The organism is Paenibacillus sp. SZ31, assembly GCF_012912005.1.
Taxonomy (GTDB): Bacteria; Bacillota; Bacilli; order Paenibacillales; family Paenibacillaceae; genus Paenibacillus.
The window spans coordinates 240216-263550 of record NZ_JABBEA010000001.1 but is presented as its reverse complement, the minus strand read 5'-3'; the positions used below and the strand labels follow the sequence as shown (position 1 = coordinate 263550).

The window sequence follows — 23335 nt, the reverse complement described above, 5'->3', positions numbered from 1 at the left end:
ATGGAACAGAACTAGACCGAGCGATGGACTTCCTTTAAGATAAATAGAAGACAGTTCCATTTTGTGAGATAAAGGGGTTAATATTTGGTGCAAAACATCGATTCCGGTTCCCTCCATCATTCAGAGCAGCAGCGTATATCCGAAGTGTTGGCCTTATATGGTTTCACATCGGACTGGAAAGGTGAGCGTGGAAAGGGTGGAATGAATAATTCTACCTATATGCTCGATGTAGACGGGGCAAGTTACGTACTGAGACAATATGAAACACATAATGATCCGATGAAAATCGCCTTTGAACACGAGGTGCTGGAAGCCCTCCAATGTTCGAACTTTAAGCTTGATACACCTTCACCTGTAAGACGATCAACTGGTGCGGGAGGTACATTTCTTGCTGTAAAAGATAACCTCACAGGTCACACCAAAATCGCGACTCTGTTTCATTATCGGGAAGGCGTCAATCCCATCTGGCATACACCAGATCAATTGCTAGGGCTCGGTAAAGCTGCGGGGGCGCTGTCTTCTGTTATGGCTACGCTGGATATAGCACTTGAACCTGTATATCCACCATATTATCGAATTCAGGATGCGTATCCGCTCTGTTCACCAGAACGATTATTACAGTTATGTACATCGCCGCCGGAGCAATTGGTCGCATGTGCGAATGAACTGAAGCAGTTGAGGCATGTGCTGCCAGAACTGTTTGAAGCCTTGCGGGGTATGGAACAGTTGCCGCATCAATTGGTTCATGGGGATGTGAATGCCTCGAATGTGTTGGCAGATCAGCAGGGTGAAATCTGTGCCATTTTGGATTTTGAATTTGCGACATGGGATTTGCGGGTAATGGAGCTGGCTGTTCCGATGTCTGACCTCCTTACCATGGACAAGAGTGAAGATTGGATGTGGCAGGCACAGGAGGGACTGATCAGGGGATTTCGGGAACAGGTCAGCCTGAAACCGGAAGAGTTGCTGGCTATACCTCGATTGATTTTACTGCGTAGTCTGGATGTGGTCATGCATTTTATCAGTCGCATGTTCGAAGGTACAGATGAGCCGGAAGTGGCTGTGGATCAGATTGTGAAGCTCAAACACCGGATCGACTGGATGCGTCTGCATGAAGACCGACTGCGTGAGATATTGGTGTATTAATATCGTTGCTATAAATAAAGTGCACAGTTTCTGCTTCTCAAACGAGGGCAGAGATCAGTGCACTTTATTTATTGGTTAAAGAAGGTATATATTTGCGTGTTATAGCGTAAATCGAACGATTCTACAAGCCACGTTTGCGGAACCAACTGCGGACAGCCCAGCGGCGCTCCTGACGTTTTTTGTATTTGGGTAACGAACGATAAACGTTCAACGATTGCTCGTATGCCTGCTTCGCGTCTGCATTACGTCCGAGGGAACGGTGAACCGAGCCGAGCAGATAATAAGCTTCACTGGAAGAAGAATGAATCTCCTGAAACTGATGCACATAATCCAGCGCTTTGTCCTCATGCGTATCTTTGAAGGCTCCAGCAAGAGTGAGATACGGACGACCGTACTTGACTCTGGGGTTGATCTCGAGGGCTTGTAAAATGTGACGTTCGCCTTTTTCGATGTTTCCCAAATGAAGCTCAGTCGTCCCTAATGCCTCCCAGTACTCAGCTGATTGCTCATATGGGCGTTCCAGTTCAAGCAATAACGCATGTGCCTCACTGTAACGTTTGCGCTCAATCAGCAGGCGAGCCAGCTCCAACTTGGAAGAAACTTCATTGGGACTCATCGCAAGCTGTTGCCGAAGCCGTGAGATGTTACGCATACGTTTGAGCGGTTTCGTGAAGCTTGGGAATACGCCAACATAGCGACGATCCAGAAAGTACAGTATAACGAGTAAAATCAGAATGGCAATGAACGGATTACCTATAATCCGCCACAGAAGGCCAAAGATAAGAAATTTAATAAGCACAAGGTCAACTCCATTTATGATGTAATCGCGTTTCGTACACTTAAAATATACTTCGATTGATCCAGCGGGTTAATCCCTCTCCGTTTGCGAACATGAGTCACATCCGCAGGACAATCCTGATATCCGGCAAACGAAGTCGTAAACACCCCGCGACCGCTTGTCTCGGAACGCAGCTTCACTGGATAATCCATTGAGGTGGCAAGAGGCATGAGCCCTTCAATAATACAACGCCCGTTACCGATGGCGGGGGCTTCGAAGGTTGCCCGCATATGGACCAGATCGCTGAGGGCTTTTCCGCCATATTCCTCTGGGACCGTAAGTCTGAACTGAAGGAGGGGTTCCAACAACGTGGTACCTGTTCTAGCCAATCCATCCATGATTCCCATAGGCGTGGCTACGACAAAATCCAGCGGATGGGTATGCCAGACATGATGTTCCCCTTCCACCAGCGTGATTCGTAGATCGGTTACTTCCCAACCAAGCATGCCTTGAGACAGTGCTTCGGGAATCCGCCGTTCGACTTCATTCTGATAACGTAACAACAAATGATCGGTCCTTACCGTTGAGGCATAGATTAGACCACTTCCGCGAGGCAAAGGTTCAATCCTGAAGCGCAGGATGGCCCAGCAAGGCTTGGGCATCGTATAGGCAATGTAACCTTCTCCGGCTATACGGGGCGTCTCCTTGTAGATGACGGATGGCGGATCGAAAACGACATCCAGTCCGAAACGACTCATTAACAGACTGGATAAAATTTCAAGCTGAATGGTCCCCATGACCTTGAGATGCAGTTCACGTTCCTCCGGCAACCATTGCAGATCCAGCAAGGGGTCTTCGTCCGTCAACTCCTGCAATGCAGCCACAAGATCGGGGTAACGTGCCGGGTCCTTGCCATGTACTTGTACGGTCAGCAAAGGCACAGCCATCTGTGGCAGAGGAGGTACACCCTCAGGATTGCCGATAATGTCACCCACATGGGTGTCACTCAGTCCGTACAGCGCAGCAATCTGCCCCGCGTGAACGGTACCGGTATCCGCCCATTTCCGTCCATCCATGCGGCGAATCTGCGTCACTTTCTCTTCAAGCTTCCGCGTCGAATTATGGATGGTATCCCGATTGTGTAAGCTGCCACCATACATACGGACGTAAGCCGTGCGTCCCATCGTACGGTCACGTTCAATCTTGAATACAACACCCGATACAGGAGAATCCACTGGTTGTGCAGGTGGGGGCAGGAATGCAAGGACTGCGTCCAGCAATGCCGTGACGCCAATTCCTTTGCCGGAAGCACCATAACACACAGGGAACATCTCACCCTGATGCACATACCGCAGGAATGCCTCATTCAGATCTCTTTGAGATAACGGAGTCTCCTGGATGTAGGCTTCCATGACTTCTTCGTCCAACTCGGCAAGCATCTCGAACAGACCTGGAATGGAAGGTATGCCACCGGACAGCGTATCTTGATTCTCATTCCATAGGGAGTCGATGCCATGAAATGAATCTTCATGGCGTTGATACGTTTGGATTTCGCATGCGAAGGGGGACAGGGTGGAACGGATCTGCTCCATTACCGCTGGGGCAGACGCGCCAATCCGATCCATTTTATTAATATAGATGATGGTAGGGATGCGAAGTGAACGAAGGGCATGCCAGATGGCTTCACTCTGGGACTGAATCCCCTCCACTGCGGATAGAATCAGAATAGCGCCATCCATTACGCGCAGTGCTCGCTCTACTTCGGAGCTGAAATCAATATGCCCAGGCGTATCAATGAGGTCAATGATGGTGTTCTTCCATATCAGGGAGGTCATAGCTGCTTGGACGGATATGCCACGTTCTTTCTCAATGTCCAGCGAGTCTGTGGCTGTTGTTCCGTCATCCACACGTCCCGGACTGCGGACAACACCACTCTCATATAACATATGCTCGGTGGTGGTTGTTTTCCCCGCATCCACATGGGCGAAGATGCCGATATTCCTGCGATTTAATTCGTTTAACATGGAATGTTAAGCTCCTCTGACAACGGAATGCAATGTTTCCGACAAGTAATAATCCAGATTATCATACCACATCTTCCATATGGAAGAATATGTGGATATATATGATTAGGGTGTGTCTCCAAACTCGTGGAGTTTTCAGATACACGCCCTAGAGCCCGGGACCTATGCTCCGGGCTGTTTCTATTTTAACGTGAACTGTTCATGGTTCTGCGGTAAGCTGCGGGTGTTGTGCCGGTTAATTTTTTGAATTGACGGTAAAAGTGGGGCAGGCTGTCAAACCCGCAAGCATCAGCAACGGCTGCCATCGTCTCATCGCCTTGCACCAGGTGCTCTTTCGCCATAATAACCCTTCGCGCTAATGCGTAATCCGTTAGAGTCATACCCGTGTATCGTTTGAAGGCACGACTGAAATGGGCAGGGGATACCGCGGCATACTGAGCCAGTTCATGCAGGGAAAGGCCATTTCGAAGGTTATCATCAATATGAGAGATCGTAGAAGAGAGCCACGAGGGACCTGGAGTGGATTTACTCGGATTCGCAGGCCCCGAGGCTTCCAGACGTTCCAGAAAAATAAGCAATAGTTGCAGCCTTAACAGGGCCGCATGTGCACTCAGATGATGTCCGAGCTGAAATTCGGTCTGAATATCATCAATAAGGGCGGCGACCTGTGATCGCTCCTTTGTGTCCAGATGTCTCTTATACACCCGTTGTCTGCGGCAACGTTCAAACAGACTTAGCAAGGAAGAAGTAGCTCCCCCAGCCGTCGATGCTAGCAATCCCGGGCTGAAGAACAATGCGGAAGATGTGACAGGATTGCCTGCATCCGGCAAGGCGCGGTGAACCGTACTGCCTGGAATAATAAACAGATCTCCTTCATGCATATCCTCAAGTCCCGTATCAATAAAGATGCTGCCCTGACCACGATATACATAGATGATCTCATGCCAATCGTGAAGGTGATCCGGCAATTCGTTCTGAGGGGATTTTGTGTCGCTGTACACCAGGCGGAACGGAATACCGGATTCTGCCTGAATAGTCGTACGAACAGGTGAACGCTCCATAGAGACTCCTTTCCAAACCAGCGTCTTCAACAAGATGTCATAGCTAGTCATGAGAGAGTATATTTACCGCAATATAAGCAATTTAATTTCCTTTTATTGATGATACAATGAATTTAAAGCGTTTACAATATAAGGGTGCAAGCCTTCGGGCGGCAATCAGAGTGTACAAATAATCGATGAGGTGAGTGTCCATGTCGGCAAGCACGAAACGACCAAGGTTGAAGCTGAATTTGCTTGGGAGCGATGGTCAGCGCAAGTGCAAGGAGATTATGGAGCGTCCCGTGAAGGTTTTGCAGATTGGAGAAGGTAATTTCTTGCGGGGATTTGCAGACTGGATGCTTTATGAGAGTGCCAGACAAGGCAAATTTCATGGAAGTGTAGCTGTTACCCAGCCACGACCGGGAGGCAAAGCCAAGCTGGAGCAAATTCGCGATCAGGATGGGTTATATACCATGATCACGCGTGGGCTGTCTCAAGGGAAGCCGGTTGAGCGGACAGAGTTGATCTCCATTTTCTCACAGTGTATTAATCCGTACGAGGAATGGGATGCCTTTCTGAATTTGGCGGAACTGCCTTCGCTTGAGTTCGTTATTTCCAATACAACCGAATCAGGATTGAAATATATGCAGGCAGACTATATCGAGGGTGAACCCGTTCAATCATTTCCGGGAAAATTAACGGTTTTCCTGCATCAGCGATATTTGAAATTTGATGGGGATCCATCCAGAGGTTTGATTCATCTGCCATGCGAGCTGCTCGAAGGCAATGGTGATGTGTTGCGCAGTTGTGTCCTTCGTCACAGCGAAGATTATGGGTATTCGGATGGCTTCCGCTCATGGATCGAGAACCATAATCACTTCCTGAACAATCTGGTAGATCGAATCGTCACAGGTGCACCGACCCAGGAGGAAGCCGATTCCCTGACGAATCGCTGGGGTTATGAGGACCAGTTGATTAATACGGCAGAGCCATATCATTTCTGGGCCATTCAGGGTGATGAATCATTGGACAAAAAGCTACCCCTCAAGCAAGCGGGCCTCAATGTACATTGGGTGAAGGATCTGAAGCCGTTTCAGATACGCAAGGTTCGGATTTTGAATGGAGCACATACCCTAATGTCATCACTCGGAATTCTGCAAGGCAAGCAACATGTGAGAGAGACGATGGAAGATTCACATTTTGGCCCATGGATCCGGGAAGCTGTACATCAGGAGATCGTACCTGCTCTGAATATGCCAGATCATCAGCTGGATCAGTACGCGGAAGAAGTATTCGAACGTTTCCTTAACCCGTATATTGATCACAAATTGCAAGATATTGCATTAAATACGATCGGAAAATTCAAGGTTCGTGTGCTGCCTACATTGCTATCCTATAAAGAAAATCAGGGCAGCTGGCCAGAACGTTTAATTCAGGGGTTTGCTGGATTACTGTGTCTCTATCGTCCTGTAAATACGCAGGAAGGTTACAAGGCACAACGACTGAATGGGGAGCACATTCTGCTGCGGGATGACCCGGATGTCCTGGCTGCTTTGGCTGCACACTGGGAAGGTTATGACACGCTTAACAGGAATCAGAACCAACTGGGTGACCGGGTAGCGGCTGTGTTGTCGGACACCCTGATCTGGGGCGAGAATCTGGATGCAAGAGACGGGCTGCGTGCAGCACTTGTTCATGAAATCGGTTTGTTGGAAGGTGAAGGGAAATGAACACCACAAGTATAGTAAATGATTGGATTGCCATTCAACCACAGGATGATGTCATTATAGCGCTTCGGGATTATGCCAAAGGAGAACGCATTACCCTGCCAGACGGAGTTTCTTTTACCTTACTGGATGACGTGCCCAAAGGGCATAAGATTGCTGTGCATACCCTGGCACCGGGTGATGATGTGATGAAGTATGGTTTCTCCATCGGCATTGCCAAAGAGCAGATTGAGCAGGGAAGCTGGATTCATAGTCACAACTTGAAGACGGGTCTGCACGGATTGCTTGAATATGAATACCAACCGGGGGCCCAGGTTCAGACGGACATGCCTCCGGAACATCTACTCTCATTCGATGGATATTTGCGTCCCAATGGTGAAGCAGGTATCCGTAATGAAATCTGGATTGTGAATACGGTCGGGTGTATCAATAAAGTGTGTGAAGCATTGGCGCGTATGGGTCATTCTCAATTTGGAAGCCGGGTAGATGGGGTATATCACTTTCCACATCCATTCGGGTGTTCACAGCTTGGCGATGATCTGAAGTATACACAACAGCTGCTGGCCTCCTTGGTGGAGCATCCGAATGCAGGGGGCGTGCTCGTCATCGGTCTGGGCTGTGAGAACAACCAAGTAGACGAGTTCCGTGAATGTATTGCTCCGGAATACCGAGGCAAAGTACGGTTTCTCAAAGCGCAGGAAGCGGATGACGAGCTTGAGGAAGGGCTTCGACTAATGGAAGAACTTGTGGAGATCGCCGAACATGAACAACGACAGCCGCTTCCGCTCAGTAAACTCAAAATTGGTTTGAAATGTGGCGGTTCCGATGGTTTATCTGGCATTACAGCCAATCCGCTGGTCGGTGCAGTTGCGGATATGCTGGTTGCTGCCGGGGGTACGGCTATTCTGACGGAAGTTCCGGAGATGTTTGGTGCGGAGACAATCTTAATGAACCGGGCTGCCAATGAGCAGGTATTTCACGATTTGGTGGACCTCGTGAATGGCTTCAAGCAATATTTTGTGAACCATGGCCAGAACATCTATGAGAATCCTTCACCTGGTAATAAGGCTGGTGGCATCACGACGCTAGAGGAAAAGTCACTTGGATGTACGCAAAAGGGAGGACGTTCTTCCGTAGTTGACGTGCTGCGCTATGGCAAACGTGTATCTCAAACCGGTCTGAACATTGTAGAAGCACCGGGTAATGACCTGGTGTCTGTAACGGCGCTGTCTGCGGCCGGTGCACATATTGTGCTCTTCACAACAGGGCGGGGGACTCCCTTCGGAGGTCCGGTACCTACCGTCAAGATTGCGACCCAATCCGATCTGGCGAATCGCAAAAAACACTGGATTGACTTCAACGCGGGCCAGCTGTTGGAAGGGCGCACGATGGATGAGGTCAAAGTACAGCTGTTCAGTCAACTGATTGACATTGCTTCAGGACGGTCACACACACTCAGTGAGCAGCATGGATTCCGAGAGATTGCCATATTCAAGGATGGCGTAATTCTCTGAACCCATTCTGGCTGGATGTTGTTTATCGTCTGCAATATCATCTGCGATATATTATATGATGAACTGCAGCCAATTCCGGTTGAAATGTGCACTACAACCGGGATTGGCTTTATTTAGATTCCATGGATGCCAAGGGCTTTGGCGATGCTTGATAATGCGGCTGGTGAAGCATGTTGTTGCAGTTGAGCAACCAGCAGTTCACGCGCCTCTGCAACGCTACCTTCAAACGGCTTAATACCGTGACGTTCCATCCAGTGACCAGCAGTCTCGTATGCGGAGCTGTTCCAGGCAACTTTGCCTTCTGCGAGCCCTTCTTTTTCTTTGGTGCCACTAATCACAATGGCTGCACAGCCCTGAAGGTCGAGAAGTCCACGGTCAAATGCTTTTTTGTCTTCTTTTGCTCCGAATCCTGCCTGAGAACGAAGGGCACGTCCATCGATACCTTCCTGTTCTGCAACTAACGCATGGAGTTTGAATGCTTCACGGGACAATAGACCTGCTTCATACTGTTCCTCGATGCTTCTAGAGTCGGCAAGCAGTCGGTGTATCCAAGGGAAGTATTCATTCGAGATAAGAAGCGCTTTCTTTTTGACGAACTTTCCATATGCAGCAACGCCCTCTTCAGCCAGGCGTGAACGCCATAACCAGGGATCCAATTCATCATCCTTGTGCCAATGTTCTTTGGGGGTTAGCGATGACAGTGAAGGGTATTCGGTAAATAGGGGAGCAAGAGGCAGCAGTCCTATAGACTGGATACGCTGTACTGCTTCTTCGTACGTTACAACGGGTTCATATGTCATGATATCAGCAGGCTCCTTTAGGCAGTATGGTGAAGCAATTACTTGGTTGAAGCAAGGTATATCCGGCTTACTTCCTCGGCATGCTGACGAATCTCGCTGCGAAGTTGGAGAGGTTCGATCACTTCGGCTTCACGTCCCAATCGGTAAAAGAATCGTACGGCCCAGTCCCACTCTCCTGGTGGACAAAGGAATGACAATTCCCAGAGATCCGGGGCAATTTCAATCATCTTTTCGCCGATATGCTCGTCCTGTTCAGCTTCAATCATTCCCCGATAACTTAGTCGCACTGTAACCCGGGTTAGCGGCTGCTCTGGAGGGAGCGGCCTGCTCTGCTGTTGCTGCGCGTGTTCGTTCAGCACCTGTGCATCCTGTGATTCGATCGCCTTGACATCGATAATTCGGTCGATACGGAACAGACGCTGTTCACCATGTTCGATGGAATATGCTTCACAGTACCAGAAGCCGGAGGAAGCATATACTCGTGTGGGACAGACACGCAACCATCGCTGACGTGATACGGAGCGATACAGCACATTCAGCCACCCATGTTCGGGTATGCATGCCAGGAGTGCATCCAGATGAGGAAGGATGTAATTGCGGTCCGGAATATGATGATGCAGCTGTTGGAGCATGGGATCTATTCGCGACATGATATCATCCGGAATGATGGCCTTAACTTTGTTCATCAGGGTCCAGCGTTTCTCATGAAAGGGTGTGTCGGCGTAGCGACTTAGACCTTCAAGAGCGAATATGAGCGTCGCTGCTTCAACCGGGTCCAGCTGTAATGGGGGCAATACGTAACCCTCCATAAGTCTGAAACCGCCTCCCGGACCGGAAATGGCAATAATGGGCACATTCATCTCGGAGAGGGACTGAATATCCCGTAGAATGGTGCGACGGGAAACTTCAAATTTCTCGCCCAATGAGTGTGCCGTTTCGTGACCATGCTGTAATGCCATAACGATGGCAGCAAGCCGATTTGTTCTGTTCATGTCAGCCACTCCGTTTCGATCTTTGCGCCGCCGGAAAGTGATGTCGTAGTTATAATTCTATTGTAACAGCTTATAAGTGACATCATGAGTGTCACCAATATTTCAACTGTTCATTAATTTATAATGGATCAGCATCAGGATTCACAAGCATGTTCCGGCAGGCGTTGTTAAAATGTGTTTCTCGTCCAATTCGCTTTGCATACTGATATTTCCTTCTATCAAAAAGACCAAAGATCATGCCAAAAACCCGCATCCGGTGTAGACGGATACGGGAAGTAGCAGCTTTTGGCTTACAGAAGATGATAAAGGTCTGGAATCTATACCAATATGCTCATTGAAGACAAAAATAAGCTTAAAAGGGATGAACATGTGACACTTTGTATCACGTGTTTTTCCTTTGTATATATAATTCTATATATTACCAATGTAGCGAAATACCTTATTTCATTTCAAGCAATTGTACCCCACGGGCTTCAATCTCAACGCTACCCGAAATTTCGCGATCGGTGAGCAGATCATGTGCCTTGGCTGTGCCCAGATCATAGGATTGTGTGGAAGCGTTATGGTTCATGACGAACAGGTAGGGTTTGCCGTCTTTGGTACGTGCGCTTACTTCAACACCTTCCGGTGTCTCCAGCAGGGACTCTACGTTCTTGGCTGTTGCAAGCTGTCCCAGCAAACCATCGAGGAAACGTTCATCCGGGTCGGATGCAACGTACCAGGCTTCACCTTCACCATAGGTGTTACGTGTTACAACAGGCATGCCTTTATAAAAATCGTCTCCATACTCCGCGATGACTTCAGCTCCTTCACTGTGCAGCAGGTCACACAGTATGCCGCAGCCATACTCTCCTTGAAGATCACCGTAGGCTTCTTTGAGGACTATGCTGTTCTTTTGTTCAGGCAGCAGGGCATCAATCTCTTCCACCCAGATTCCGAGCAGCTTACGTAACTCTCCCGGATACCCACCTGTGGTCACGAGGTCGTTCTCATTGACAATGCCGCTGAAGAAGGTCGTCAGGAATGTTCCACCTGCTTCAACATACTTCTCCAGTTTGGCGGCAAAACCTGGTTTAACCATGTAAAGGACAGGCGCGAGAACGATGTCGTATTTGCTAATATCCGTATCCACACTGACGATATCTACCTGTATGTTGCGGCGGAAGAAAGCGGCGTAATATTTATGAATCTGATCTACATAATTCAGGGCAACCGTAGGTCCACTTGATTTTTCAATGGCCCACCAGTTATCCCAGTCGAACACAATGGCTACTTTGGATTCAACAGATGCATCCAGCGTGGTGTCACCAAGGATCTGCAATTCCTTGCCCAGCTCAGCGACTTCGCGGAATACACGTGTGTTCTCGTGACCAGCATGTTCAATAACTGCACCATGATACTTCTCACAGGCACCGATGGAGCGGCGAAGCTGGAAGAACATAATGGTATCGGCCCCGTGCGCAACAGACTGGTAACTCCATAGACGCATGACGCCAGGGCGTTTCAGTGAGTTATATGGCTGCCAGTTCTGCTGACTTGGTGTTTGTTCCATCAGCATGAACGGTTGACCATCTTTTAGTCCGCGCATTAGATCATGGGCCATTGCTGTGAAACTGACGGGTGTAGCGAGACCAGGATAGCTATCCCAAGAGACGATATCCATATATTTTGCCCATTTGAAATAGTCCAACTGCTTGAAGAATCCCATCAGATTGGTAGTCACGACAGAGTCGGGAATGTGTTTCTTGATTGCATCGTACTCCAGACGATAACAATCCAGCATGCTGTCGGAGTTGAATCGGGAGTAGTCCAGCGAGATTCCCTGGAACGTGGAGTTATTATTACCCCAGTGTTCGCTCAGGTTGCTTGGTAGAACAATCTCGTCCCAATCGTAGAAGGTATGTCCCCAGAAATTCGTGTTCCATGCTTTGTTGACCTGTTCCAAGGTCTGATAGCGTTCTTTCAGATATACACGGAATGCTTTCTCACAGTTATCACAGTAACAGTCACCGCCATATTCGTTGGAGATGTGCCATACGAGAACAGCGGGGTGATCCTTGTATCGTTCGGCCAGTTTATCTGCAATCTTCTCGGAATATTTACGATAGGTCGGGCTGTTTGGACAGGAATTATGGCGCCCACCGAATTTGCGTTTGCGTCCATCAGCATCTACACGAAGTACGTCAGGATATTTCTTCGCCATCCAAGCCGGATGGGCAGCAGTGCTCGTTGCTAGGCATATATAGACACCGTTTTCATATAGACGATTAATGAGTTGGTCGAGTTCTTCAAATTGATAAGTAACTTCATCAGGCTGAATCAGTGCCCATGAAAATACGTTGATTGTGGCAATATCAATGCCTGCCAATTGGAACATGCGCAGGTCTTCAAGGTGGGTTTCGTGATCCCACTGTTCCGGGTTATAATCGCCCCCATAGAACATTTTGGGTAGTTTGCTGCTAATCAATGTCTTCACCTCTTGTATAAGAATAATCCTATATTATATGATACATATGACTTTTAAAATATAATAAAAGTAATGACTTATATAAGAATACGGAAGTATATTTCGGCGTATATCCAAGGAGGCATCGCATGTTCATCTCACCCCGACATCAACGTTACTTCATGACATCACGTGATCAGCCGCTGCCCCTATATATTGAGAGCCTTGGCTATAATGGCAATCAGGAGAAGGTGTCCAGACCTGTGGGGTATCCATGTTACCACTGGCTTCAGACCGTGAAGGGAGCGGGGGAATTCAGATTTGCCGGGTCCACGGTCATACTGGGGGAAGCATCGGGTATTTTGTTGCCGCCGAATGAGCCACATGAATATGTGCGCGCTCAGGGAGAGTGGGAGACACTTTACATTACATTTGGCGGTTCGCAGTGTCCGGGAATTATGGAGTCGCTGGGTCTGGGTGAAGCAGCATTTTATCAGTGGGAGCAGCGCAGCCCGTTCAACGATTACGGCCAGGAAGTGCTGGATTCGATCAGCAGTGATCAGGACTTGTCGGGACTCGAAGCGTCAGCGGATATATACCGATTTCTGATTTTGCTCAAAAAACATGGCATGACAGGCAATCGGTCTTCCATCTCTCATGCCGTGGAGAGACTCGCTCCGCTCATTGCATTCATGGAACAGCATTATGCGAATCCCGAGATTGGTCTCGAACATATGGCTGACGTCACAGGAATCTCATCCCGACACCTGAACACCTTGTTCAAACAATCCTTTGGCATGACCGCCTATAGTTATTTCATTTTGCTACGCATTCGCAAAGCCAAGGAAATCATGACTGGGGATACCTCCCTGACCATCCGGGAAACCGCAGTTCGGGTGGGCTTTCGGGATTCAAGCCATTTTGTTGCTACTTTTCGCAGGATTGAGGGAGTAACTCCCGAACAGTTCCGCAATTTGTACTAATCTGTACTTAAATGATTAAAAAGTGATGCCAGGAAGGTATTGATGCATGAGGGTCATTGCCGTTATGATGGTATCGATTCCTGAGATTCGAAAACGTTTAAACGGATCTATGTATCCGTTGTACTTAGAGAGGATGATTGAAGATGACAACAACGATACCCTTATGGGATCATGCTGCACCTTATGCAGCCCAGGGCCATGAAGACGAAATGCCACATTTGATTCCATTTATTCAGCCGGGTTCCGAGAGCGCTGTCATTGTATGTCCAGGTGGTGGCTATGGTTTTTTGGCTGATCACGAAGGTGCTCCAATAGCCGAGCTGTTGAATCGTGCGGGCATAAGCGCATTTGTTCTGAAATATCGTGTAGCACCTCACCAGCATCCTGCACCGATAACAGATGGTCAGCGTGCCATACGTTATGTTCGTGCGCATGCCGAGCAGTATGGCATCAATCCTGCCAAGATTGCCGTACTTGGTTTTTCCGCAGGCGGGCATCTTACAGCAACACTAGGAACGTTGTATGACGAGGGCCAACCGGATCATGAGGACCGGATTGAACGCCAAAGTTCACGCCCGGATCGGGTTATCCTCTGTTATCCGGTCATTACGATGGAGTCTTATGGACATGCTGGTTCCCGTGAAAATTTGCTTGGGCCGAATGCGTCTGCTGAGCAGATCAAGGCATTCAGTGCGGAACAACAGGTGAGAGCGGATGCTCCAGAAGCGTTCATCTGGCATACTAGCGATGACCAGGCAGTACCTGTGGAGAATAGCTTGCGTTACGCACTTGCACTAGGTGCGCATGGCATTCCCTATGACTTGCACGTTTTTGAGAAAGGTTCACATGGTCTCGGATTGGCCGAAGACAACCATGCGGTTCGGGCATGGTCTGATCTATGCTTGACGTGGCTTAAAAATCAAGGCTGGTAATCATATTAGCGCTCTTGAGCGAAGGAGAAAATGACGATGAAATTGCAGAAAAATGACAAGCTTCTGTTTATCGGAGATTCGATTACGGATTGTGGTCGGGAACATCCTGTAGGCGAGGGCAGTTCAGGTCTGGGCCATGGTTATGTTGCGCAAGTCCATGCACTGTTGCGGTCCATCTATCCGGAATTGATGTTGCGTATCCAGAATGTGGGTAATGGTGGAAATACGATTCGTGATCTGAAACAGCGCTGGGATCGTGATGTGCTGGACCTAAAACCGGATTGGTTGACGATCATGATCGGCATTAACGATGTATGGCGTCAGTTCGACAACCCATTGTCAACAGACTCCCATGTATTTCTGGAAGAATACGAATCCACATTGCGTGAACTGGTGGCTTCGGTTCGTCCCAATCTGAAGGGTCTGGTACTGATGTCGCCTTACTATCTTGAGGCCAATCCGGAAGACCCGATGCGGGCAACGATGGATATTTACGGAGAAGCGGTACGCAGGGTAGCCAGCGAGTATGATGCGGTGTATGTGGATACACAGGCTGCATTTGCTCCATTTTGGGATCATTTCTATACGGCTGTGCTGACTTATGACCGGGTACATCCGGATGCAACAGGGCATATGGTACTGTCCAAAGCATTCTTGGATGCCATCGGATTTGAATGGTCAGGCGGCGTCAAATCTTAAAAAGGACGTGATGGCATGAGCGACGTAACTGTAGCAGTTCAAACTCCGGCATTGCTGGGTGAAGGCCCAAGCTGGGATGCGGAGAACAATCGATTACTGTGGGTAGATATTGAAAGCTTCAAGGTGCATGTGTATGATCCGGTCACAGGGCAGGATCAGGCTTATGATGTCGGTGAACATGTCGGCGCGGTTGTTCCGTATCGTGGTGACGAGGTTGTGGTTGCTTTACGTAGTGGATTCCACACGTATAATCTGCTTACGGGTGAGCTGCATGCCATTGAGGACCCTGAACAAGATAAGGGTACCAATCGGTTTAATGATGGCAAATGTGATGCACAGGGGCGCTTCTGGGCAGGCACGATGAGCTTGAATAATGAGAGTGAAGCCGGATCACTGTATTGTTTGGAACAAGGACAACCTGTGCGCACGATGGTACAAGGCGTGTCTACATCCAACGGCCTGGGCTGGAGTCCGGATCGGCAGACCATGTATTATATTGATACCCCGACACGTGCTATTGACCGGTTTGATTTTGATCTGGCAGCCGGTACGATACAGAATCGGACAAGCGTCATTCACATACCCGAAGAATTCGGTTTTCCGGATGGCATGACGGTCGATGGTGAAGGCATGTTGTGGGTTGCGCACTGGGGTGGAGGGAGAGTCACACGCTGGAACCCGGATACATCAGAACTGTTACAGCAGATCGAAGTACCCGCAGATCAAGTAACATCCTGCTGTTTTGGTGGACCGGAGCTTGAAGATTTGTACATTACAACAGCACGTACCGGGATTAAGGAAGAACGTCTGAATGAGACACCGGATGCTGGCTCACTTTTTGTCATCAGACCAGGGGTTAAAGGCCAGGAGACTCACGCGTATGGTAGCCAGAAATAAACGGTTGCCGGTCATGCAGTGAACTTCTGACTAGTTTTCCAGGGAAGAAACGATTCTACTTTTTGAGCTTTCATATGAAATGTCGAAAGATGCTGCTAAAACAGCATCTTTTTTGTTGTGTAAACAAGATAAAACACTGAAAATATTTTACATAAATAGGAATTTAGACGAAGGGGTTTGGCGTTTGCCATCGAATGTTATTTATTGAGAGTATTATCCATATAACGACGAAATAAGAGTGGTTTTGTAAGCGCTTAACAAAAAGGATGAAAGGGGGTGAGATTTCTTGTAATCATGCATGCATGAATTCGTCTGACACGCCATCATCAGCACGATGAGACAGCGGGAAGACCGGAATACATTTACCAAGTTGAAGAGGAGGCTGTGTAAAAATGAGAACGTTTATGGGGAAATTACGGATCATGAGTCTGACGGTTGCCGTGGTAACGGCTTCGCTAGGAGGACTCGCTGGAACCACAGCAGCGGCACCGAGTGAGGCTTATGAGTGGAAAAATGTAGTGACTGGCGCAGGAGGCGGATTTGTACCGGGTATCATTTTCAACGAGTCGGAAAAGGATCTGATCTATGCCCGTACCGATATCGGGGGAGCTTATCGCTGGAATGCGGCTAACGAGAGCTGGATCCCGTTAACGGATTTTGTTGGCTGGGATGATTGGAACAAAAACGGTGTAGACGCGCTGGCTACGGACCCGGTTGATCCCGATCGGGTGTACATGGCAGTGGGGACGTATACGAATTCATGGGACAAAAATAATGGCTCTATCTTGCGCTCTACAGACCGTGGAGATACATGGCAGACCACAACACTTCCGTTCAAAGTTGGCGGCAACATGCCGGGACGTTCGATGGGAGAACGTCTGACCGTGGACCCGAATGATAACAGTATCCTGTATTTCGGTGCACGAAGTGGTCATGGACTTTGGAAAAGTACCGATTACGGTGTGACCTGGAACGAAGTCACAAGCTTCCCGAATCCGGGAAATTATGTGCAAGATCCTTCGAATGAATATACCAGTGACATTGTAGGTCTGGCATGGGTTACGTTAGACAAAACAACAGGTTCGGCAGGGCAGGCAACTCAGACAATCTATGTGGGTGTTGCTGATAAAGATCAAAGCGTATATCGCAGCACGAATGGTGGTCTGACTTGGTCAGCTGTTGCTGGTCAACCTACAGGTTATATTCCGCATCATGGTGTGCTTGATTCCGATGGAAGCCTTTATATCACGTATAGCGATGGTGTGGGACCCTATGATGGGGAGGAAGGTGACGTATGGAAACTGAACACATCGACAGGTGTCTGGACCAACATCAGCCCTGTGCCAAGCAGCAGCACGGATAATTATTTTGGATATGGCGGGTTGGCTGTGGATGCACAGAATCCCGGTACATTGATGGTTGCGACATTGAATTCATGGTGGCCGGATGCCACCTTGTTCCGCAGTACAGATAGTGGAGCGACGTGGACGCGCATATGGGAATTCGACGGATATCCGAACCGGAAACTACGGTATACACAGGATATTTCGGCAGCGCCATGGCTCACCTTTGGGATCACGCCTGCCCCGCCCGAACCATCCCCAAAACTGGGCTGGATGATCGGTGATCTGGAGATTGATCCATTTGATTCGGATCGCATGATGTATGGAACAGGTGCTACGATCTATGGAACGAAGAACCTGACGGACTGGGATGACGATAAAAAAATCAATATTTCAGTGATGGCGAAGGGTGTCGAGGAGATTGCGGTACTGGATCTAATCAGCCCGCCAAGTGGTGCGCATTTGTTAAGTGGAGTGGGGGATGTTTCAGGATTCCGTCATAACAATCTGGATCAGGCTCCAGCTACCATATTTACGAATCCGAACTATTCTTCCACAGAAAGTCTGGATTTTGCAGAGTTAAGTCCGAATACGATGGTTCGCGTAGGTAAAGCAGATTATGCTGCTGATCCAAATGCGAAATCCATTGGTTTATCCAGTGATGGAGGTACAACGTGGTATAAAGCCAATGCAGAACCTGCTGGCACAACTGGAGGCGGTACTGTAGCCATCTCTGCGAATGGTAACCGACTGGTATGGAGCACGTCAGACAAAGGCGTACATTATTCGACTGGTGGCAATTCCTGGACGGCAAGTACGGGCATACCTGCACAGGCGAAAGTGATTTCGGATCGTGTAAACCCAAACAAATTCTATGGATTTGCAGCGGGTAAAATCTATGTGAGTGTGAATGGTGGTGCTTCCTTCACGGCATCGCTTGCGACTGGACTTCCGATCGAAGGAAATGCAGATTTGGATGCCGTTCCGGGTGTGGAAGGCGAACTGTGGTTTGCTGGCGGTAGTGAGGAAGAAGGTCCATACGGATTATGGCATTCCACGGATTCAGGAGCGACATTCACGAAGCTTGCCAATGTAGAGGAAGCAGATAGTATCGGTTTTGGTAAAGCTGCCCCTGGTCAGAGCGTTGTCGCGTTATACACGGTTGCACAGATCGATGGAACACGTGGATTCTTCCGCTCCGATGACGGTGGGGCCAATTGGGTTCGGATCAACGATGACCAGCATCAGTATGCTCGTGTAACCACGATTACGGGTGATCCGCGTCTGTATGGAAGAGTATATCTCGGAACGAATGGCCGCGGAATTTTGTATGCTGACCGTGTTGGAGGTAACAATGGCGGAGGAGACGGCGGTACACCAGTGACCAACTCTGTGATTACACCGGTCACTGCCGAATTTGATCGCAAAGCAGACAGTCAGGTTAACATTCCAGTCACGTTAACGCTGAACGGTAATACACTTGTATCCATTCGTAACGGGAGTGCAACGCTGGTTTCAGGTACAGATTACACGTTGACAGGCAATGAGGTCATATTGAGTAAAAACTACCTGGCTTCACTGCCAAATGGCGCAGCGGGACTAACCTTTCAATTCAGCGCAGGCACTCAGGCGACCTTGAATCTGCTCATCAAAGATACGACAGCTGCACCAGCTGGAACCATACGCATTGAGATGTTTAATAGCAACACTTCGGCGACGGGCAGCTCCATCAGTCCCAAATTCAAACTGACGAATACGGGCACTACAGCATTGAATCTGTCCGATGTGAAAATCAGATACTACTACACGATTAACGGTGATCAGCCTCAGAACTTCTTCGCTGACTGGGCGACAGCTGGCAGTGCGAATGTAACAGGCGCGTTCAGTGCACTCAACCCAGTACGGACAGGTGCTGACCACGTACTTGAGATCGGCTTTACGGCTTCGGCCGGAACACTGACTGCGGGACAAAGCACGGAAATCCATACTCGCATCTCCAAGAACAATTGGACCAACTACACGCAAACCGATGATTACTCCTTTGCAGGTAGTCAGACTTCTTATACGGACTGGTCCAAAGTCACTGGTTATATCGCGGGAAGTCTTCAATGGGGAATCGAACCTTAAGTGTGCAATTTAACGAAATAAAGGGTTGAAAATAGGAGTCCTGATTCGCCAAATGATCGAAAGGCGATTCAGGGCTTCTTATTTTGTCGAAATATAGTGTAAACTATAGAGAGTTACCATTGCTTAAACAATCGTTTTAGGATATAAAAAGATGTACAATTAATTTAAAATTAATGTAACCGCTAACACTGGAAAGTGTTTATAACCGATATATAATAGATGATGGTATAGCCTGTACAGATATAGAGAAAAGATTAGACAAGGGGGTCGCGATCATGAACCGGTTATGCAAGGTGCTGATTGTTGACGATGAGTTTCTGGTAAGACAGGGCATAAAGCACCATATGAACTGGGAAGCCGAAGGATTTATCATTGTGGGTGAAGCTTCCAACGGTGAAGAAGGATTACAGCAGGTGAGTCTGTTAAAACCGGATATTGTGATTACCGACATTGTCATGCCTGTCATGGATGGCGAGACTTTTGTCCGTACACTAAAAGCCAGTAATCCGCAGATTGAAGTGATTGTACTTAGCAGCTTTAGTGAATTCGAATATGTACGTTCAACGCTTCAGCACGGGGCAGCAGATTATATTCTGAAACCGAAGCTGGATACGAATGAATTATTGCAGGTCCTTCAACGCACAGCAGGTAAAATTCCGGAGCTACAGTTTGAGCCGTCGCATGATGGCTGGAGACTCGGTCAACTGATGGAGAAGATGCTGTCCGGATTTACACTGGACGAAGACAGCGAGATGCCGATGCTTCGAGACACCTTTCCGCACGAATCTTTTCGCTTGTTAGTGTATAGACCGATGGACGCTGACGGGAATCCACTGAAGCTGGATCAGGAACAGATCGAATCCAGGCTCCGCAGTGATCTGCCTGAAGTGGAATGTGCAATGGTTCCGGCAGAGGGCACACTGCCCGTCATGCTTCTCAATGTCGATCCTGCGCGAGATGAATGGATGGTTGAACGGATCAGACAGCTAGCTAGTGAAAATGCAGCGGGACAAGGTAATCCTGGATGGGTGCTGAGTGACAGCTTTACTTCATTTGAACAGATGGGTATCGTATACCGTGAACGCCTGATCAAGCTAATGGAGTATCGCTTCTATTATAAGGATCGACCAATCTTGGTGTATGGTGAACTTCCGCCGATGCATCCGGCAGGTTATCAGTTCAATGTGAATATGTTTTTGCAGCATGTGAAGCGTAACCGGGTTGAAGCGGCAAGAGAGTACTTGCAGGATCACGCGACAACCCTTGGACGGGATTATATTGCGGATGTGTTTGAGATCAAGTCCTTCCTCGGTAACCTGATCTTCAACGTAACGATTACCCTCGCGGATATGGATGTTCAGTCTGCAGGCCTTGAAGAGAGCAAATATACGTATTTTAAAAATGTGGATGGGGCTTCGAGTCTGTCTGAAGTCATGACCGTGCTTGATCAATTCATGATGGAAGTTCAGGAGTGTGCTGTGGGTACAGGTGGAAAACGAAGTGATCCGAATATGAAGATGCTGCTGGATTACATGCATGAGCATTTTGATCAGCCGCTTGGGCTGACTGAAGTAGCCAAGCACTTTCATTTTAATCCATCGTACTTATCCAGCTATTTCTCATCTCACAAAAAAGAAGGATTCAATGAATATTTGAATAAAATTCGGATTGAAAAAGCCGAGGAACTGCTCCGATCCGATGATGTAACGATCTCGGAGATTAGCAGCATGGTAGGGTATTCCGATCATAGTTACTTTTGCAAAGTGTTCAAAAAATTCACCGGACTATCACCAAGCCGATACCGGCGCAAATTCTGGGCATAAAGTCAGAAGGATAAGATCATGAAGAAATGGATGAACCAATTATCTCGTCTCGGATTATTTCCCAAGTTGTTTCTGGTTATGGTCGTCAGTATCGTTCTCGTCTCTGTACTCATCTTATGGACGACCATTCACATGTCCACCAATCTGTTTACCGAGACGTTTAGTATCACGAACTCTAAGGTGCTTAACCAGATCAAGACGAATTTTGAATCATTTAATGAAGCTATTGCTGCCGTATCCAACAATGTGACGCAGAGTGGAGCGATTCGAGGATTCCTGTCCGAAGGGGATGCCGACTCCCTCACCATGGCGAAATCCTTCTATAATATGAGGGAAACGATGGACCGGATTCAATCCATAACAGAATCCTACGAAGTAGGGATAACGATTATCGGGATTAATGGACGCAGCTATTCCACCAATCGCGCCCACCTTCAGATGTCAGTGGATGAATTGAAACAGGAGCCGATCACGATGGAAGCCGCTGAGACGCCAAGTCGTCTTATCTTTGATGATTACCAAAACGATGAAACTGTCGGAAGTCAGCAGATGGTTTCTGCCACGAAGGCGTTGACAGATCGAACTCGCAGCCGAATATATGGTACGCTCTATGTCACCATGAGAGAGGATGCATTCCGGCAGTTCTATGCCAGCTTTACAAGTCGAGGCAATGACGTAGTCATTATGAACGAAAAAGGTGAGATTGTATCTTCGAATCGTGAAGACTGGATCGGGACAACCCAGCTGGATTTGTTATCGTATGCCCGAGAAATGAACAAAAACTCTCCGAGAAGTATCAATGCCCGTGTGATGGATCAGGATAGCGTTGTTCTATCCGAGTATTTACCGTTCTATCGGTTTTACATTGTCAATGTAGTGGATAAGGATCTGGCGATGGGTCAACTCATCGACATGAAGACGGTTGCCCTGATCTGTGCAGCTATTGTCGTGGGAGCACTCATCCTCGTGTTTCTCATCACCAGCCAGATTACCAAGTCACTGCGCAGGCTTGTGAAGCAGATGTCCAACATTACGAAAAGTGACCTGGACAACTATATTCCGGTCAGCGGAAGTTACGAGAGCAGGCAGCTGGGCCATGCTTACAATTACATGCTTGATGAACTGCATGATTATGTGGATCAGCTAGTACAGACCCAACGTGAACAACGTAACGCAGAGCTTGCGGCATTACAGAGTCAGATTAATCCTCACTTCTTGTACAATACCCTTGCCTCTGTCAAAGTTCTGGTACAACAAGGTAACAAGGACAGGGCAGCAGAGACCATTAATGCATTGATTGGACTGCTGCAAAATACGATTAGTGATGTGAGTCAGACCGTCACAGTCGAACAGGAAGTCGAGAATCTAAAAAATTATGTCTTCATTAATCACGTCAGGTACGGTGGACGGATTAAAGCAGCCTTCTACGTCGCTCCGGATTGTACACACTATCATGTACCGAAGCTGGTCATACAGCCGTTTATCGAGAACGCATTTTTCCATGGATTTATCAAAAAAGAAACGGGCACGATTCATGTCATGGTTTCCAGAGCAGGTGAATCACTTATCTGTGAGATCATGGACAATGGTGATGGAATTGAAGGGCTCGTTATGGGAGAAACCTTGCCTAATCCAAAAAACAATCGTCAACTCTTCAGCGGCATCGGAATTCGCAACGTGCATGACCGCATTGAGCTATTATATGGTTCACCCTACGGGGTCACCATTATGAGTACCGTTGGGGAAGGGACGAGAGTAACGGTTACACTGCCTTTAATCACGAGTTGAATCGTAACTAATTAAGATTGAATACACCTGAAAATGAGATCCCTCGCTTCTGTTTTCTACAGAGGCGGGGGATTTTCATATGTCAAAGTTGAAATCAAAATACATATTTGTACTATTTCAAGATCAAGATATTACAAAATCAAAAGAAATTACAAAAAACCAAATTTAATGCAAACGGTTTCTGTAAAGGTTTTCATTGTAGCAATAAGATGACAAATCCGTACAAAATTATTACTAACGAATGGAGATATGGGAATGATAAGATGAATACATCGA

Annotated in this window: 16 protein-coding genes; 10 read left to right on the top strand and 6 right to left on the bottom strand. The window is 48.0% G+C overall.

Translation table 11 applies throughout. The features are described from left to right. Positions 1-87 precede the first annotated feature (87 nt). On the top strand, positions 88-1146 hold the full coding sequence (locus HF638_RS01290; protein WP_169478537.1) for a phosphotransferase: 1059 nt from the start codon (positions 88-90) through the stop codon (positions 1144-1146). A gap of 121 nt (positions 1147-1267) precedes the next feature. Here the strand turns inward: HF638_RS01290 and HF638_RS01285 are convergent, their stop codons facing one another. From HF638_RS01285 to HF638_RS01275, 3 genes are all read right to left on the bottom strand, one after another. After that, entirely contained in the window at positions 1268-1945 is a 678-nt protein-coding gene (locus tag HF638_RS01285) for a tetratricopeptide repeat protein (protein WP_036670276.1), read from the bottom strand. A gap of 14 nt (positions 1946-1959) precedes the next feature. Next, positions 1960-3948 (bottom strand): GTP-binding protein, encoded by a 1989-nt coding sequence (locus tag HF638_RS01280; RefSeq protein ID WP_169478536.1) that lies wholly within the window; start codon positions 3946-3948, stop codon positions 1960-1962. Between the two features lie 185 nt (positions 3949-4133). Beyond that, on the bottom strand, positions 4134-5009 hold the full coding sequence (locus HF638_RS01275; protein WP_169478535.1) for an AraC family transcriptional regulator: 876 nt from the start codon (positions 5007-5009) through the stop codon (positions 4134-4136). 191 nt (positions 5010-5200) lie between these two features. On the opposite strand from HF638_RS01275, the gene HF638_RS01270 reads away from it, so the two are divergent. Next, the gene (locus HF638_RS01270; RefSeq protein WP_169478534.1) at positions 5201-6718 is read left to right on the top strand and encodes a tagaturonate reductase; all 1518 of its coding nucleotides are present in this window, start codon (positions 5201-5203) and stop codon (positions 6716-6718) included. Beyond that, a complete protein-coding gene (locus tag HF638_RS01265; protein WP_169478533.1) occupies positions 6715-8229 on the top strand; it encodes a UxaA family hydrolase in 1515 nt (504 codons plus the stop codon). The genes HF638_RS01270 and HF638_RS01265 overlap by 4 nt, the downstream gene beginning before the upstream one ends. A gap of 113 nt (positions 8230-8342) precedes the next feature. Here HF638_RS01265 and HF638_RS01260 read toward each other — a convergent pair whose 3' ends face one another. The 3 genes from HF638_RS01260 to HF638_RS01250 form a co-directional block, all read right to left on the bottom strand. Then, positions 8343-9029 carry an AlkZ-related protein gene (locus HF638_RS01260; protein WP_169478532.1) on the bottom strand — a complete coding sequence of 229 codons (687 nt, stop codon included), beginning with the start codon at positions 9027-9029 and terminating at the stop codon, positions 8343-8345. Between the two features lie 38 nt (positions 9030-9067). After that, a complete protein-coding gene (locus tag HF638_RS01255) occupies positions 9068-10021 on the bottom strand; it encodes a helix-turn-helix transcriptional regulator (protein WP_169478531.1) in 954 nt (317 codons plus the stop codon). A 439-nt stretch (positions 10022-10460) separates the two neighbouring features. Next, positions 10461-12488 (bottom strand): beta-galactosidase, encoded by a 2028-nt coding sequence (locus HF638_RS01250; protein ID WP_169478530.1) that lies wholly within the window; start codon positions 12486-12488, stop codon positions 10461-10463. A gap of 128 nt (positions 12489-12616) precedes the next feature. Here HF638_RS01250 and HF638_RS01245 point away from each other — a divergent pair, with 128 nt between their 5' ends. The 7 genes from HF638_RS01245 (at position 12617) to HF638_RS01215 (ending at position 23059) form a co-directional block, all read left to right on the top strand. Then, positions 12617-13450 carry an AraC family transcriptional regulator gene (locus HF638_RS01245; RefSeq protein ID WP_169478529.1) on the top strand — a complete coding sequence of 278 codons (834 nt, stop codon included), beginning with the start codon at positions 12617-12619 and terminating at the stop codon, positions 13448-13450. A 143-nt stretch (positions 13451-13593) separates the two neighbouring features. Then, positions 13594-14382, top strand: a complete 789-nt coding sequence (locus tag HF638_RS01240) for an alpha/beta hydrolase (protein ID WP_169478528.1) — start codon at positions 13594-13596, stop codon at positions 14380-14382. A gap of 36 nt (positions 14383-14418) precedes the next feature. Next, positions 14419-15081 carry an SGNH/GDSL hydrolase family protein gene (locus tag HF638_RS01235; RefSeq protein WP_169478527.1) on the top strand — a complete coding sequence of 221 codons (663 nt, stop codon included), beginning with the start codon at positions 14419-14421 and terminating at the stop codon, positions 15079-15081. Positions 15082-15096: 15 nt separating this feature from the next. Further along, a complete protein-coding gene (locus HF638_RS01230; protein ID WP_169478526.1) occupies positions 15097-15978 on the top strand; it encodes an SMP-30/gluconolactonase/LRE family protein in 882 nt (293 codons plus the stop codon). 392 nt (positions 15979-16370) lie between these two features. Next, entirely contained in the window at positions 16371-19448 is a 3078-nt protein-coding gene (locus HF638_RS01225) for a X2-like carbohydrate binding domain-containing protein (RefSeq protein ID WP_481856116.1), read from the top strand. A gap of 275 nt (positions 19449-19723) precedes the next feature. After that, the gene (locus HF638_RS01220) at positions 19724-21271 is read left to right on the top strand and encodes a response regulator transcription factor (protein ID WP_169478525.1); all 1548 of its coding nucleotides are present in this window, start codon (positions 19724-19726) and stop codon (positions 21269-21271) included. An 18-nt stretch (positions 21272-21289) separates the two neighbouring features. Further along, positions 21290-23059, top strand: a complete 1770-nt coding sequence (locus HF638_RS01215) for a cache domain-containing sensor histidine kinase (RefSeq protein WP_169478524.1) — start codon at positions 21290-21292, stop codon at positions 23057-23059. The last annotated feature ends 276 nt before the right edge of the window (positions 23060-23335 follow it).